This window comes from Umezawaea tangerina, assembly GCF_003002815.1.
Classification (GTDB): domain Bacteria; phylum Actinomycetota; class Actinomycetes; order Mycobacteriales; family Pseudonocardiaceae; genus Umezawaea; species Umezawaea tangerina.
The window spans coordinates 14879-29948 of sequence record NZ_PVTF01000018.1 but is presented as its reverse complement, the minus strand read 5'-3'; the positions used below and the strand labels follow the sequence as shown (position 1 = coordinate 29948).

Sequence of the window (15070 nt, the reverse complement as noted above, 5' to 3'; positions counted from 1 at the left end):
GGTCAGTAGGTCCGCTTCGTGGCGCTGACGGCCAGCTCGGCCAGCCGGTCGCCCGCCGGGGCCGTCACCGGCGCCGCGTCGAGCGCGGCCAGCGCGGACGTCGTCAGCTCGGTGATCCGGTCCTCGATCGCGTCCACCGCGCCGACGCCGACCAGCGCGTCGCGCACCGCGTCGACGGTCTCCACGTCCAGCTCCGGGTTGCCCAGCGCCTTGTGCAGCACGTCGGCGCCGTACTCCATGCCCAGCGCCACCAGCAGCGTCCGCTTGCCCTCGCGCAGGTCGTCGCCCGCGGGCTTGCCGGTCACCGCCGGGTCGCCGAACACGCCCAGCAGGTCGTCGCGCAGCTGGAACGCGACCCCGATGTCCGCGCCGAACCGGCGCAGCCCGTCGATCAGCTCCGGCGAGCCGCCGCCGAGCGCCGCGCCCATGTGCAGCGGCCGTTCCACGGTGTAGGCGGCGGTCTTGAGCCGGTCGATCCGCAGCGCCGCGTCGGGCGAGGAGTCGCCACGCGCCTGCGTGAGCACGTCGAGGTACTGGCCCGCGAGCATCTCGGTGCGCATGTCCCGCCACGGCAGGCTCAGCCGCTGCAGCGCGTCGGTCGGCAGACCGGCGGCGAACAGCATGTCGTCCGCCCAGGCCAACGCGATGTCGCCGATCAGCACGGCCGCCGCGAGCCCGAACCGCTCCGGCTCGCCGAGCCAGCGCCGGTCGCGGTGCTCCTGGGCGAACGCGATGTGCACGGTCGGCTTGCCCCGGCGCACCTCGGAGGCGTCCATCAGGTCGTCGTGGACCAGCGCGCAGGCCTGGATCAGCTCCAGCGAGCTGACCGCCGTGAGCACGGACTCCGCGAGGGGCCCCTCCGGGTCACCGCCCGCGGCCCGCCAGCCCCACCAGGCGAACGTGGGCCGGATGCGCTTGCCGCCGCTCAGCACGAACGCCGCGAGACCGTCCACCGCCCCGGTGAAGTTCTCGTCCATCAGCGCGCCCAGCGTGCGCCGGTCGGCCAGGTAGGTCGCCAGCGCCTCGTCGACGTGCGTGGGCAGCGCGAGGTCCAACGGGTGGAGCAGCTCTGGAGCGGACACCCGCCTATCGTCACCTCTGCGGCCCGTCGCCGCCGCACCGGGGGCCTGCTCCCAGCAAGTGAAAGCCCTCTCCCAGCACCCGGGCACCCCACTAGGCTGTGGCGCATGACGACGGTGGTCGAACGGTTGCACGGGCGGGGTCCCGTGTTCTCCGTCGAGTTCTTCCCTCCCCGCGACAGCGCGGACGAGCTGGTCCTGTGGCGCGCGATCCGCGAGCTGGAGCCGCTCGACCCGGCCTTCGTGTCCATCACCTACGGCGCCGGGGGCTCCAGCCGCGACTTCACGATCCGCACCACCGGCCGGGTCGCGCAGGAGACCACCCTGGTGCCGATGGCGCACCTGACCGCCGTCGACCACTCCGTCGCCGAGCTGCGCAACGTCATCGGCTGGTACGCCGCCGTCGGCGTGCGCAACATCCTGGCCGTGCGCGGCGACCCGCCCGGCGACCCCAACGGCGAGTGGGTCGCCCACCCCGACGGCCTCACCTACGCCGAGGAGCTGGTGCGGCTCTGCCGCGAGCTCGGCGACTTCTGCGTGGGCGTCGCCGCGTTCCCCTACGGCCACCCGCGCTCCGGCGACGTGGACACCGACACGGAGTACCTGGTGCGCAAGCTGCGGGCGGGCGCGGACTTCGCCATCGCCCAGCTGTTCTTCCAGCCGGAGGACTTCCTGCGGCTGCGCGACCGGGTCGACGCGCTGGGCTGCGACACCGCGCTGCTGCCCGGCCTGATGCCGTTGACGACCCCGCGCACCCTCGCCAAGACGATCGAGCTGTCCGGGGCCCCCGTGCCCCCGTCGGTCGCCCGTCGACTGGACCCCTTCGTGGACGACCCGAAGGGCTTCCGGAAGGCTGGTGTCGACCTGGTGACGGAGATGGGGGACCGGCTGCTCGCCGAGGGCGTGCCGGGCCTGCACTTCTACACCCTGAACCGCTCGAAGGCGACGAGGGAAGTGGTGGCCCGACTGGGCCTGGTCCCCGCGCGTGCGTGAGGAGGCGCGGATGCCCACGTTCGACGAGAACTTCAAGAGGGAAGCCGAGGCGAAGCGAGCCCGTTCGGAGGCCCACAAGCGGGGGCTGGCCGACGACTTCGCCGCCAAGGTGCGCTCGGCCGAGCCCGTGATCTCACGGGTCTGCCGCGACATGGCCGCGCTGCTGCGCGTGGCCAAGGTGCCCGTCGCCAACGACGACGGCTGGTCCCTGCCGGACCTCCCGTCGGTGCTGGCGACACCGCCCCGCTACGTCGCGGCGGACCGCTTCGGCAAGCGCTGGGACCTGCGATTGGCCACCAAGTCCTGGGCCACCCTCACCCCGGACGCGGCCCTGCTCAGCGACAGGTACAAGTCCAGCGTCCGCAAGGAGCGCGGCGCCGAGCGCGACGCCCGCGTCCGCGCCGTCCACCAGGCGATCGCGGTCAGCGACGTGAACGCGCTCGCCGCGACCACGCTGGAGGCCGACTTCGGCATGACCCACCGGCTGGTGCTCGACCGCAACACCCGCGTGCTGTTCGTGTGCGCGGGCGACCAGGGTGCCCGGCCGACCGTGCTGCCGTTCTCGGAGTACGGCAACCGCGCGGCGACGGCACTGGTGCACGCGTGGGAGCACCGCGGCCGCTAGGGCGGCCGGGACGCGCCGGTGCGCGCCACCCGCCGATGATCACCCGTTGCGGTGACGTCGGCGGTGCCGCACCGGGCGTCAGGCCACCAGGCTGCGCCGGTGCGCGACGAGCGCCAGCACGACGACGATGAGCGCCGCCCCGCCGGTGAGGGCGCCGACGAGCATCACCCAGCCGAAGAAGCCCTCGGAGTCCGCGCCCGCGTACTGGACGGTGGCCGTGAGCATCGACGCCTGGCCCGGCTTGGGGCTCCAGGCGATGGTGCCCTCGTCCTCCTCGCGGCCGTTGGTGTTGACCACGCCGCCGGGAAAGCTGATCTTGACCTGGATGTCCGCGCGGTCGATCGGCACCTGGGTGAGGTCGACCGAGCCGGACATCGTGACCAGGTCGCCGGAGCGGCGGAAGTTGAGGGTGTAGCGGCTGCTGGAGGAGCTGGTGGCGGCGGAGAGGGTGCGGACCTCGTCGAAGGTCAGGCCGTTGAAGAACAGCTGGGTGCCCGCGTAGGCGTCGACCCGGTAGGGCTTGGTGGTGACCCGGCTCGCCAGCTCCGACGGCACGCGCAGCTGCGGGCCGGGGTCGTTGTCCGCGGTCGGCGGGGTCGCGGCGATGATCTCGCCGGACACGCGGTCGTCCTCCGAGACCGCCATGGCGGCGTGCAGGCGGACGCACCCCGTCAGCGAGAACGCCGCGAGGAGCAGGAACACCGGCAGGAGGAGCACACGGGCTCTGGACACGCGGTCATCCTGCCAGTAGGGAGCAATGTTGACCTTGTCCGCCAGCCGTTCGACTGGTAATCGTGAGCAAGCCTAAAGACCTTTGCCGCGTCGGAGGCGGCAGGTAGCGTGCCCGGCATGGCTTCCTCTTCGGCTGGTGTGCACGACATCAGCAACCGGTTCGTGATCGACTACGTGGCGCTGGACCCGCTCGCGGCGACCCAGCTCGGGCTGCCGGGGGGCGAGGACCAGCTCACCGACTACTCGCCGGAGGGGCATGCCGCGCGGCACGAGCTCGAGGTGCGCGCGATCCGCGAGGTCTCCGCGGCCGAGCCCGCCGACAAGTCGGAGAGCGACGCCAAGGCCGTCTTCCTGGAGCGCGGCTCCGTCTCGGTCGACCTGTACGAGGCGGGCCGGGTCGAGAGCGACCTGAACGTGCTGGCGAGCCCCGTGCAGTCCCTGCGCGAGATCTTCGACCACATGCCGACCGACACCCCCGAGCAGTGGGCCGTCGTGGCCCGCCGCCTGGCCGCGATGCCGGACGCCGTCACCAAGCTCCGCGCGGGCCTGTCCTACGCCGCGGACAAGGGGCGGGTCTCCGCGCTGCGCCAGGTCACCAAGGTCGCCGACCAGTGCGACACCTGGTCCGGTCGCCGCGGTGGCCGTTCGTTCTTCGCGAACCTGGTCGAGGGTGCCCAGAAGGGTGGAACGCAGGTCGACGCCGCGTTGCGCACCGACCTGGAGAAGGGCGCGACGGCCGCCGCCGAGGCCTACGGCGACCTGGCCGCGTTCCTGCGCGACGACCTCGCCGCCAAGGCCCCGGTGAAGGACGCCGTCGGCGAGGAGGCCTACCGGCTCGCGTCGCGCTACTTCGTCGGCTCCCGCCTCGACCTCGCCGAGGCCTACGAGTGGGGTTGGGAGGAGTTCACCCGCATCGAGTCGGAGATGAAGCAGATCGTCGGCCGCATCAAGCCCGGCGCCACGCTCGCCGAGGCCGCCGCCGCGCTCGACGCCGACCCGCGCTACCTCGTGCAGGGCCAGGCGGGCCTCCAGTCGTGGATGCAGCAGCTGTCCGACAAGGCCCTGCTCGACCTGCGCGACGTCCACTTCGAGCTCCCCGACGAGCTCATGCGCCTCGAGTGCCGCATCGCCCCGCCCGGCGGCGGCGTCGGCGCCTACTACAGCGGCCCCACCCCCGACTTCTCCCGCCCCGGCCGCATGTGGTGGTCCGTGCCCGCCGACCGCGAGACGTTCTCCACCTGGCGCGAGCTCACGACCGTCTACCACGAGGGCGTTCCCGGCCACCACCTCCAGGTCGCCACCGCCGTCTACAACTCCGACAAGCTCAACGACTTCCAGCGCCTGTTCTGCTGGGTCTCCGGCCACGGCGAGGGCTGGGCCCTCTACGCCGAGCGCCTGATGCGCGAGCTCGGCTACCTCGACGACGACGGCAACCTCCTGGGCATGCTCGACGCCCACCTGTTCCGCGCCGCGCGGGTCATCATCGACATCGGCATGCACTTGGAGCTGGAGATCCCCAAGGGCACCGGCTTCCACGAGGGCGAACGCTGGACCCCCGAACTCGGCCTGGAGTTCATGCTCACCAGGACCATCACGGACCCTTCACACGTCCACGACGAAATCGACCGCTACCTCGGCTGGCCCGGCCAGGCCCCGTCCTACAAGATCGGCGAACGCCTCTGGCTAGCCGCCCGCGACGACGCCCGCACCCGCCACGGCTCCGCCTTCGACCTCAAGCGCTTCCACAAGGAAGCCCTGGAAATGGGCGCCATGGGCCTGGACACCCTCCGCGAACGCCTGGCAGAACTGTAAGCACACCAAGACAAGCAAGGTAAAGGGCTGCCCACCCCAGGCAGCCCTTTACTTGTACAACGACAGCGAGCACCCACCCCAGCCACATTGGGCGCAGCCCGCCAGCGCGCATCCGGCGCGAAGCGCCTGGGGCCTTGTCCGACGCGCAGCGGGGATGTCCTGTCCGCCGCGAAGCGCGGATGCCCCGTCCGACGGCGAAGCCGAGGATGCTTGGTCAGGCGAAGCCTGATGCCTGAGTCGGCGCAGCCGATGCTGGCGAAGCCAGACTTCCCCTCTGCCCCCGATCCACAGCGCCCTCCTGCCCGATCTTCGTTGTCAAGATGGCTTTATCGTCTTGACAACGAAGATCGGGCATTGAGACAATCGCGCGCCGGGGGCCGGGCTTCGCCAGGAGCGACCCACAAACCAAATCCCCCTACATCGGCAATTCCCGCCCCAACACAGCAAACGGCCGCGGGTCCCCCGTGAACTGGTAATGCCTCAACACATCCACGAACCCCACCCGCCGGTACAACCGCCAAGCATTACTAGGTCCCTCAGGCGTCGACAACAGCACGTGCGACGTGGGCACCCCACCCAGCAGCTCCCGCAACAGGGCCTCCCCCAGCCCCCTCCCCTGCGCACGCGGCAGCACATGCAGTTCCGTCAGCTCGAAGTAGTCGTCCATCCACTCGTCCACGGCCTGCGCCCCCGCGACCGCCGTCAGCCCCCGCCGCACCTGCTCGTGCCACCACTGCCCGACGGATCCGCGGTACCCGTACCCGATCCCCACCAGCTCGTCGCGGTCGTCCAGCGCGGCCACGCACCGCCAGTCCTCCCGCAGCATGTGGGCCAGCCACATCGGTGCCCGCTGCTCGACCGTCCCCGGCGGGTAGTTCATCGCCGTCACGTACAGCCGCAGGGCTTCGTGCAGCCGGGCGTTGAGCTCTTGCGGGGTCAGTTCCACCAGCCGCTCGGTGCGCGGCGACGGCGCGGCGGTCATCGGGCGACCCGCGCGGGTGTGCCGCCGGTGAGCTCGACCAGTCCGGCGAACGTCGTGGGGAACACCGCGTGCGGGTGTCCGCCCGCGGCCCACACGACGGGGTACTGCTCCAGGTCCGTGTCCACGAAGGTCATGATCCGCGAAGGGTGGCCGATCGGCGACACGCCGCCGATGACCTGACCCGTGTGCTCCCGCACGAAGTCCGGTGTGGCCCGTTCGATGCGGTCGGCGCCCGCGAGCTCGGCCAGCAGGTCGGTGTCGGCGCGGTGCGCGCCCGACGTCAGCACCAGCAGCGGTGCGGGCACGTCCGCGCGGATCGCCGTGAACACCAGGCTGTTCGCGATCGCGCCGACCGGGACGTCCACGGCTTCGGCGGCCTGCGCCGCGGTGCGGACCGCATCCTCGAGCACCCGGATGCCCTGCGCGGCCTCGTGGTGGCCCGCCTCGGTCAGTGCCGCGGCGACCTTCTGCATGCCCGGATGGGCCAGTTCGCTCACACGTCCAATCAGACCACGGATCCCGATCGGGTTGTCGCTGGGTCCTGGGTTGAGGAATCCCCGCGCCAGGCGCTAGGCTTCGGTCGATCGAACGTATGTTCGATCAGTGATGCCCTGGCGGTGGGGCGGGGGAAGCGCCCCACCGCCAGGAGCCGCCGTCTCCCCGCGGTGGTCGTCGAGTTCACCGACGCCGCGAGGAGGCCGCCGATGTCAGCTTCGATCGACTTCCCCAAGCCCAGCAGGACCAGGATCCCGGTCCCCGTCCCGCTTCCCCAGCCCCCGGCCGCGGCCGTCGAACTCCTCGAGCACGCCCGCGAGGGTATCGCCGAGGCCGAGCGCGCGGACCAGGCGGCCGACCGGTTCGCCGTCGCCTACCTCGCCGCGCTGCGGGCGGGCGCCGCTGTGCTCGCCCTGCGCGGCCGCCCGCACCGGGGCCGCGCCAAGCCCACCAGCGTGTGGGTGCTGCTCGCGGGCATCGCGCCGGAACTGGCGGAGTGGGCGGCGTTCTTCGCGTCCGCGTCCTCCACCAGGGCCGCGGTCCAGGCGGGCATCACCCGCGTGGTCACCGCCCGCTCCGCCGACGACCTGGTCCGCCAGGCCGCCCAGTTCACCGCCCTGGTCGACCGGATCATGCACGAGGCGCGCACGTGACCAAGGCCCTGATCGACTACGGCAGGCTCCTGGACGTCCTCGCGGCCGAGGCCGAGACGCTCGCCTCGGCCGCCGAGGGGCAGCGCCCCGAACGCCAGGTCCCCGCCTGCCCCGGCCTCAACCTCGGCGAGACGGCGAGGCACGTCGGCAGCACCTACCGGATGACCCTGTCCTGGTTGCGCGACGGCCGTCAACCCGTGACGTGGCAGCAGAACCCCGCGCCGGGGGAGGACCTGGCGGACTTCGTCCGGGCGGGCGTGGAGCCCCTGCTCGACGAGCTCGCCGCGCACGAAGCGGAGGACCTGTGCGGCACGTGGTGGCCCGAGGAGCCCAACTACGGCTTCTGGGCGCGCAGGCTGGCGCACGAGACGACCGTGCACCGGATGGACGTCCAGGCCGCCGCGATGATCCCGCTCGACCCCGTGGCCGACGACGTGGTCGCCGACGGCGTGGACGAGGTGCTGTCGTTGTGGTTCGTGCACCGGCTGAACGTGCTGGGCGTGCGCGGCACCAGGGACGGTGTCGTCGCGGTTCGCACCGCGGGCCGTGTCTGGCTCGCGTCGTCCGGCCAGCGCGGCTCCACCTCGTGGCGGGCCACCCCGGAGGAGGCCGAACCGGCCGACGCCGACGTCACGGGTGACCCGATCAAGGTCTACCAGTGGCTGTGGGGCCGCATCTCCGACCGCGAGGTGGAGGTGAACGGCGACCACGACGCCATCGCCCAGCTCTGGGCGCTGCTCAGGCTGGCGACCAAGTGACCGCCCTAGGCCACGGGTTGCCGGGCGAACGCGGCGCGCGCCGACACCAGCAGCGCCGCGACGCTCGGCCTGCCCGCCGAGCGGCGTTGCCAGGTCATCGTGACGGCGGTCCGGGAGTGCTTGCCCCGCAACGGGATCGCGGTCAGCCGTCCGGCCGCCACGTGGTCGCGGGCCGCCGTCTCGGGCACGAGCGCGCAGCCCGAGCCCGCGATGACGCAGCCGCACATGGCGGCGAGGCTGGCGACCTCGGCCTCGATCACGACGTCGCCGAGCAGCGCGTCCTCCAGCATCGCGCGGAACCCGCAGCCGGGCGGCGTGGCGAGGAAACCCAGGCCGCGCAGGTCTTCCGCGCCCACCTCGTCGAGCGCGGCGAGCCGGTGGCCGGGCGGCACGACGACCACGAGCCGGTCGTGGGCGAGCACCTCGCTCGCCAGCGCCGGGTCGGTCGGTGCCGCGCCGAAGGTCAGGCTCACGTCCACCGCGCCGCGGCGCACCGCGTCGTACAGGTACCCGCGGTCGCCCTGCTCGACGGTGACCCCGACCTTGGGCCAGCGGGTCCGGTAGTCGGTGAACAACGCCGGAACCCGGTGCGCGCACAGGGTTTCCAGCGCGCCGAGCACCAGCGCGCCCGTGGGCTCGTCGGGCTGTTCGTCGACCGCGGCCCGTGCCTGTTCGACCAGCGCCAGCACCTGGTGCGCGTAGTCGACCAGCCGTCCGCCCGCGGCGGTGAGCCGCAGTCGACGGCCCGTGCGGTCGAACAGCGGGGTGCCGAGCTCGGCCTCCAGCGCCTGGATCTGCTCGGTGACGCTGGACTGCGCGTAGTGCAGCTCCTCGGCGGCGCGGGTGAGGTTGAGCGTGCGGGCGACGACGCTGAACGAGCGGAGGTGGCGCAGCTCCACGGGTCCCCACTCCCATCGGTCCGGCCGATCGCCGCCATCGTAACTCCCCGCTTCCGCGAAGATCCTCCTGTCACGAGGCTGGACCGCGTGACCTCCTCCGCCGCTACCACCACTCGAGGCCCCGGCGCGCTCCTGCTGCTCGGCCTCTCCCTCGGCTACTTCCTCGTCCTGCTGGACACCACCGTCATCACGGTGGCCCTGCCCGCCGTCGGCGCCGACCTCGGCGGCGGACTCGGTGCGCTGCAATGGGTCTCCAACGGCTACCCGCTCGCCTTCGCCGCCCTGCTGCTCACCGCGGGGGCGTGGTCGGACCGCCACGGCGCGCGCCGGGTGTTCCTGGTCGGCCTGTGCGCGTTCGCGGTGCTCTCGGCGGCGACCTCGGTCGCGTGGTCGGTCGGTGTCCTCATCGGACTGCGCGCGCTGCTCGGCGTCGCGGGCGCGCTCCTCGTGCCGACGTCGCTCGCGCTGGTCGCCACCGCCTGGACCGAGCCCGCCGCCCGCGCCAGGGCGACGGGGGTCTGGGCCGCGCTCAGCGGCACCGGACTGGTCGCGGGGCCGGTCGCGGGCGGCCTGTTGACCGACGCGTTCGGCTGGCGGTCGGTGTTCCTGGTGAACGTGCCGGTCGCGCTGGCTGCCGTCGTGGTCGTCGCGCGGCGCGCGCCGGAGACCCCGCGCTCGTCAGGGCGTGGTACCGACGTCACCGGCCAGGTCTCGGCCGTCGTCGCCCTGGGCGCGCTGACCTACGGGCTGGTGCGCGCGCGGTGGTCCGCCCCCGACGTGCTCGGCGCGCTGGCCGTCGCCGTCCTCGCCGCGGTGGTGTTCGTGCTCGCCCAACGCCGCCCCGAGACCGGTCCGGTGGCGCCGATGCTGCCGCCGCGGCTGTTCGCCGACCGGACGTTCGGCTGGGGCCTGGCCGCGGGCGCGATCGTCAACTTCGGGCTGTCCGGTGTCCTCTTCGTCCTGTCGCTGTCCTGGCAGGGCACCCGCGGCTACTCCGCGTCGGCCGCCGGGCTCGCGTTCCTGCCGCTCACCATCCCCACCGCGCTGAACCCCGTCCTCACCGGACGGCTCGTCGCCAGGACCGGCCCGAAAGTCCCGGCGGTGGCGGGGTTCCTGCTGATGGCGGCGGGCACGGCCGCGCAGGCGGCGACCACCGACCCGCTGCTCGCCGCGCTCGGCCTCGCCCTGCTCGGCTTCGGCGTCTCGTTCGCCATCCCGTCGCTGATGACCGCCGTGCTCGGCGCGGTGCCCAAGGACCTGGCCGGTGTCGGCGGCGGCGCTGTCAACGCCGCCCGCCAGACCGGCGCCGTGCTGGGCGTCGCGGTCCTCGGCACCCTGCTCCCCGCAGGCCCGCGCACCGCCCTGGCGACAGCCGCCGCGGTGCTCGTGGTCGGTGCCGTGATCGCGGGCGCGGCCGTCGAGTAGCCGAACCCGGCGGAACTGTCGGACCCCACCACTACCGTCATGATCGGAGCCCCATGCCCTCCACCGCTGGTAGGGGGTCCCCCGAAGTCAATTCTACCGGCGGGTACCGACAAAACCGGGTGCCCGACCGCGTTCAAGATCGACTACCTGCCCACCGCGCCACGGCCCGCCGCCCGGATCCCGCTCGACGGAGGCCGAGCCGCGGACCGGGGGCGGGTTCCCGACGCGGTGCCCCCCTTGCCGAGGAGTTCCGCCCAGACGCGGACATGCCCGCCGAGGAAGGTGGCCACCGCGCTAGGCGGGCGGCAGGCCCAGGTTCGCGACCTCGACCAGACCCCTGCCGTCGGGTGTCGCGGACTCCAGCACGAACCGGGCCTGCCGTCCGTCCACCTCCAGCACCGCGATCGAGTTGCCGAAGTGCGGGCCGGTCAACCGCGTCCAGCTCAACGGGTCCGCGGGCACGCCCGCGCGGTCGGCCAGCCTGCGCAGCACCCGGCCCATCGGCGGCCACCAGGCCAGCCGGAACACCGGGCGGAAGAACTTCGGCGGGTCGTTGTGCACCGGTGAGCAGGTGAGCTGCATGACGGCGCTGTCCGTCGGCTCCGGGTAGTGGCCCTGGGCCGCGTAGCTGTGGTGCACGTCGCCGGAGAGCACGCAGATCGTGCTCGGCGCGTCGTCGCCGCGGCCGATCCGGCCCAGGAACCCGGCCAGCCGCTCGAACGAGTCGCGGAACGCGGGCCAGTGCTCGAGGTCGGCGACCTGGCGGACCCGTTCCCCGAACCGGCCGCGCAGGCCGGGGCGGGCGGCGGCGCGTTCGTTGATCGACTGCGCGTGGCTGATCGCGTGCGGCATCAGCCACGGCAGCGACGAGCCGATCACCAGGTGGTCGTAGTCGCCCTCGGCGTTGCGCTCGATCCAGTCGAACTCCTCGTCGCCGACCATCAGCCTGGTGTCGCCGGACAGGATGCGGCCGCACCGGGTGTCGATCACCAGCAGCCGCACCCGCCCGTAGTCGCGGCGGTAGCTCCACCACGTCGACTTCTTGCCGTCCAGCTCGGCGTCGGCGCGCGCCCCGAACTCCTCCAGCATCGGCTGCACGTCGGTGTCCGACCCGGCGGCGAGCACCTTCGCGTACAGGTCGTCGCGCTCCAGCTCGTCCGGCCCGAGGTTGCCCAGGTGCTGGTACACCCAGTACGAGGCCAGCCCGGCCCGGATGCGCTCGGGCCACCACGACGTGGCCGCCATCTGCTCGCGCCACGGGCGGGAGGTGTTCCAGTCGTCGCGGATGTCGTGGTCGTCGAAGATCATCGACGTCGGCACGGTCGACATCAGCCAGCGGATCTCCGGGTCGCCCCACGACTCGTGGTAGAGCTGCGCGTACTCGCGGAAGTGCAGCACCTCGTCGACCGGGTCCTTGCCGCCGCGCCGCCTGCGCAGCCACTCCTTCGTCTTCGACGTCGGCTCGTCGGCGTACACCTGGTCGCCGAGCAGCAGCAGCGCGTCCGGCCAGTCGTGCTGGGGCTGCTTCGCCATCCGCAGCGCGTAGGCGTCCAGCGCGTCCGGACCCAGCTTGTCGTCGGTCGCGGGCTGCACCGGTTTCGCCGCCCGGCACGACCCGAACACGATCCGGTGCGTCAGGTCCTCATCGGACTTCGTGCTGATCCGGCACGGCGGGAACTCCGAGCCCGGCTCGGGCCACACCACCTCGCCGTCGAGCCGCACGTCGTACTCGGTGGTCGTCCCCGGTTCCAGGTTCTCTATGCGCACCAACGCGTAGTGCAGCTCACCGACCCGGAACGTCCGGGCCCGGTGCCCGGCGATCTCCACCTCGGTAGAGGCGTCCGTCTCCACCCACACCGTCGCGGACGTCGCGTTGACGTGTCGCAGCACCGGACCGAGAACCAGCTTCACCATTGGACAGACGTTACCGTTGGTGGATGGCAACGAGGCTGAACGACGTCGTGGTCGACGCCGCGGACCCGGCCGCGCTGGGCCGCTTCTGGTCGGCACTGCTGGGGACGCCCATCACCGGCGAGTCCGCCGAGGAGGTGGACGTGGCCGTCGCCGGGGGCGTGGAACTGGTGTTCGTGCCGGTCACCGACCCCAAGACCACCAAGAACCGCCTGCACCTCGACCTGGCCAGCACCTCCCTCGACGACCAGGGCGCGATCGTCGACCGGGCCGTCTCACTCGGTGCCCGGCCGGTCGACCTCGGTCAGCGCGGCGTGCCCTGGGTGGTGCTCTCCGACATCGAGGGCAACGAGTTCTGCGTCCTCGAACCCCGACCCGAGTACAGCGCCACCGGACCGGTCGCCGCGATCGTCGTGGACGTGGCCGACACCGGCGCCCAGGCCGACTTCTGGTCGGCCGCGACCGGGCTGCCGATCGTGAACCGGACCGCCGAGTTCGCCTCGCTGCGCCAGGAGTCGGGGCCGTGGCTGGAGTTCCTGCACAGCGACGACCGCAAACGCGTCAAGAACCGCCTCCACCTCGACGTCGCCCCCGGCCCGCACGACGACCAGGCGGCCGAGGTGGCCCGCCTCCTCGCCCTGGGCGCCAAGCCCGTCGACATCGGCCAGGGCGAGCAGACGTGGGTCGTCCTCGCCGACCCCGAGGGCCAGGAGTTCTGCGTCCTCTCGCCCCGTTAACGCGGTGACCACGATCCTTGGCGGGCATTTCCGGGCCGAGTGACCGCCTGGACGACGGAACTCTCCGGCAAGGGTTCGCGGTCAGCGCACTAACCCGCACCTCCCGGACTGGGGCACCCCCTTGACCTGGCGCGCTTCATCGGCGACAGTCCTGATATGCAATATATTGGTCGTCTGGACCGCTCGCTCTACCGCGACCGGGCGCTGACGGCGATCCGCGAGGCCATCGTCGGCGGCGACCTGGCGCCCGGCACGCCCATCAAGGACGTCGACCTGGCCGAGGAGCTCGGCCTGTCGCGCACCCCGGTCCGCGAGGCGCTGGCGAGGCTCACCGACGAGGGCCTGGTGGAGACCAAGCCGCACAGCTACACCAGGGTCACGCCGCTGGACACCGCCGCCGTCCGGCAGGCGCACGCCGTGGTGCAGGCCATGCACGCACTGGCCGCCCGACTGGCCGTCCCGAGGATGACCCCCGCCGACCTCGACGCCATGCGCGCGGCCAACACCCGGTTCGCGGAGGCGCTGCGCACCGCCGACGTGAACGCCGCGCTGGCCGCCGACGACGAGTTCCACGACGTCGCGGTCCGCCGTGCCGACAACTTCGCGGTCACCGCCACAATCGACCGCTACACCCCGCTCGTCCGCAGGCTCGAACGCCTGCGCTTCGCCACTCCGCCCGGCCGCCACTCGGTGGCGATGCACGCCGACGTGATCGCCGCCTGCGCCGCCGCGGACCCCGCTCTCGCGGCCGACCGGGTGTCCCTCAACTGGGCCACGCTCGCCGACCTGCTCGAGTCCGCCACGCCCGAGTCCGGCCTTGCCGAGTCCGCCCCGCCCGAGTCCGACGACTAGAGGAGAACCCCGGTGCTCCAGGACTTCCCCCGCTACCCGCTGCTCTTCGGCCCGTCGCCCGTGCACAAGCTGGAACGCCTCACCCACCACTTGGGCGGCGCCGAGGTGTGGGCCAAGCGCGAGGACTGCAACTCCGGTCTCGCCTACGGCGGCAACAAGACCCGCAAGCTCGAGTACCTCGTGGCCGACGCCCTCGCCACGGGCTGCGACACCCTCGTCTCGATCGGCGGCGTCCAGTCCAACCACACCCGCCAGGTCGCCGCGTCCGCCGCGCGGGCCGGGCTGAAGTGCGTGCTGGTGCAGGAGAGCTGGGTCGACTGGGAGGACCCCGGCTACGACAAGGTCGGCAACATCCAGCTCAGCCGCATGATGGGCGCCGACATCCGCCTGGTGCGCGCCGACTTCGGCATCGGCGTCAAGCCCGCGTGGGAACAGGCCATCGCCGACGTCCGCGCCGCGGGCGGCACCCCGTACCCGATCCCGGCAGGCGCCTCCGACCACCGGCTGGGCGGTCTCGGCTTCGCCAACTGGGCCAAGGAGGTCGAGGCCCAGGAAGCCCAGCTCGGCGTCTTCTTCGACACCGTCATCGTCTGCTCGGTCACCGGCAGCACCCACGCGGGCATGGTCGCCGGCTTCGCGGACACCAACCCGGCCCGCCGCGTCCTCGGCATCGACGCCTCCGCCAAACCCGCCGAGACCCGCGCCCAGGTGCTCAGGATCGCCACCGCCACCGCCGACCTGATCGGCACCGAGGTGACCGCCGCCGACGTCCTGCTCGACGAACGCTTCCACGAGGGTGTCTACGGCGTCCCCGGCAAGTCCACAATGGACGCCATGCGCCTGGGTGCCTCCCTGGAGGGCATGATCACCGACCCGGTCTACGAGGGCAAGTCCCTGGCGGGGCTCATCGAACTGGTCTCCACCGGCGAGATCCCGCGCGACTCCAAGGTCCTCTACGCCCACCTGGGCGGCCAACCCGCCCTCAACGCCTACAGCACCCTGTTCACCTGAGACAGGTGGCACGGGGAAGACAGGTGCCGGTGAGGTCGGAGGTCAGGGCTGAGGGCCGGCGCTGGGGCCGGCGCTGAGAGCCAGCGCTGGGCCCGTGTTGAGGATC

General features: G+C 72.5%; 15 protein-coding genes. 9 read left to right on the top strand and 6 right to left on the bottom strand.

Features of this window, described 5'->3' with window-relative positions:
* Window positions 1–2: 2 nt before the first annotated feature.
* On the bottom strand, window positions 3–1082 hold the full coding sequence (locus CLV43_RS41100) for a polyprenyl synthetase family protein (RefSeq protein ID WP_245887398.1): 1080 nt from the start codon (window positions 1080–1082) through the stop codon (window positions 3–5).
* A gap of 105 nt (window positions 1083–1187) precedes the next feature.
* Between CLV43_RS41100 and CLV43_RS41095 the strand changes: the two genes are divergently transcribed.
* Together CLV43_RS41095 and CLV43_RS41090 are read left to right on the top strand one after the other, a co-directional pair.
* Window positions 1188–2072 carry a methylenetetrahydrofolate reductase gene (locus CLV43_RS41095; protein ID WP_106195433.1) on the top strand — a complete coding sequence of 295 codons (885 nt, stop codon included), beginning with the start codon at window positions 1188–1190 and terminating at the stop codon, window positions 2070–2072.
* A 10-nt stretch (window positions 2073–2082) separates the two neighbouring features.
* Complete coding sequence (locus CLV43_RS41090) at window positions 2083–2697, top strand: hypothetical protein (protein ID WP_106195431.1); 615 nt, start codon at window positions 2083–2085, stop codon at window positions 2695–2697.
* A gap of 78 nt (window positions 2698–2775) precedes the next feature.
* Here the strand turns inward: CLV43_RS41090 and CLV43_RS41085 are convergent, their stop codons facing one another.
* Window positions 2776–3429, bottom strand: a complete 654-nt coding sequence (locus tag CLV43_RS41085) for a DUF3153 domain-containing protein (protein ID WP_106195428.1) — start codon at window positions 3427–3429, stop codon at window positions 2776–2778.
* Between the two features lie 117 nt (window positions 3430–3546).
* On the opposite strand from CLV43_RS41085, the gene CLV43_RS41080 reads away from it, so the two are divergent.
* On the top strand, window positions 3547–5241 hold the full coding sequence (locus CLV43_RS41080; protein WP_106195425.1) for a DUF885 domain-containing protein: 1695 nt from the start codon (window positions 3547–3549) through the stop codon (window positions 5239–5241).
* A gap of 415 nt (window positions 5242–5656) precedes the next feature.
* Here the strand turns inward: CLV43_RS41080 and CLV43_RS41075 are convergent, their stop codons facing one another.
* Entirely contained in the window at window positions 5657–6223 is a 567-nt protein-coding gene (locus tag CLV43_RS41075; protein WP_106195422.1) for a GNAT family N-acetyltransferase, read from the bottom strand.
* Window positions 6220–6720 carry a YbaK/EbsC family protein gene (locus CLV43_RS41070; RefSeq protein ID WP_245887396.1) on the bottom strand — a complete coding sequence of 167 codons (501 nt, stop codon included), beginning with the start codon at window positions 6718–6720 and terminating at the stop codon, window positions 6220–6222. Before CLV43_RS41070 ends, CLV43_RS41075 begins: the two co-directional genes overlap by 4 nt.
* A 207-nt stretch (window positions 6721–6927) precedes the next feature.
* On the opposite strand from CLV43_RS41070, the gene CLV43_RS41065 reads away from it, so the two are divergent.
* Entirely contained in the window at window positions 6928–7371 is a 444-nt protein-coding gene (locus CLV43_RS41065; protein ID WP_106195698.1) for an SAV_6107 family HEPN domain-containing protein, read from the top strand.
* Window positions 7368–8129 carry a maleylpyruvate isomerase family mycothiol-dependent enzyme gene (locus tag CLV43_RS41060; RefSeq protein WP_106195418.1) on the top strand — a complete coding sequence of 254 codons (762 nt, stop codon included), beginning with the start codon at window positions 7368–7370 and terminating at the stop codon, window positions 8127–8129. The genes CLV43_RS41065 and CLV43_RS41060 overlap by 4 nt, the downstream gene beginning before the upstream one ends.
* Window positions 8130–8134: 5 nt before the next feature.
* Here the strand turns inward: CLV43_RS41060 and CLV43_RS41055 are convergent, their stop codons facing one another.
* Complete coding sequence (locus CLV43_RS41055) at window positions 8135–9028, bottom strand: LysR family transcriptional regulator (protein WP_106195416.1); 894 nt, start codon at window positions 9026–9028, stop codon at window positions 8135–8137.
* Between the two features lie 87 nt (window positions 9029–9115).
* Between CLV43_RS41055 and CLV43_RS41050 the strand changes: the two genes are divergently transcribed.
* Window positions 9116–10453: an MFS transporter gene (locus CLV43_RS41050; protein ID WP_245887394.1), complete on the top strand. Its 1338-nt coding sequence runs from the start codon at window positions 9116–9118 to the stop codon at window positions 10451–10453.
* A gap of 294 nt (window positions 10454–10747) precedes the next feature.
* Here the strand turns inward: CLV43_RS41050 and CLV43_RS41045 are convergent, their stop codons facing one another.
* Window positions 10748–12367: an alkaline phosphatase D family protein gene (locus CLV43_RS41045; RefSeq protein WP_211304807.1), complete on the bottom strand. Its 1620-nt coding sequence runs from the start codon at window positions 12365–12367 to the stop codon at window positions 10748–10750.
* Window positions 12368–12390: 23 nt separating this feature from the next.
* On the opposite strand from CLV43_RS41045, the gene CLV43_RS41040 reads away from it, so the two are divergent.
* From CLV43_RS41040 to CLV43_RS41030, 3 genes are all read left to right on the top strand, one after another.
* Window positions 12391–13101: a VOC family protein gene (locus CLV43_RS41040; RefSeq protein ID WP_106195414.1), complete on the top strand. Its 711-nt coding sequence runs from the start codon at window positions 12391–12393 to the stop codon at window positions 13099–13101.
* A gap of 156 nt (window positions 13102–13257) precedes the next feature.
* The gene (locus CLV43_RS41035) at window positions 13258–13953 is read left to right on the top strand and encodes a GntR family transcriptional regulator (RefSeq protein WP_106195412.1); all 696 of its coding nucleotides are present in this window, start codon (window positions 13258–13260) and stop codon (window positions 13951–13953) included.
* Between the two features lie 12 nt (window positions 13954–13965).
* A complete protein-coding gene (locus tag CLV43_RS41030) occupies window positions 13966–14964 on the top strand; it encodes a 1-aminocyclopropane-1-carboxylate deaminase (protein WP_106195410.1) in 999 nt (332 codons plus the stop codon).
* The last annotated feature ends 106 nt before the right edge of the window (window positions 14965–15070 follow it).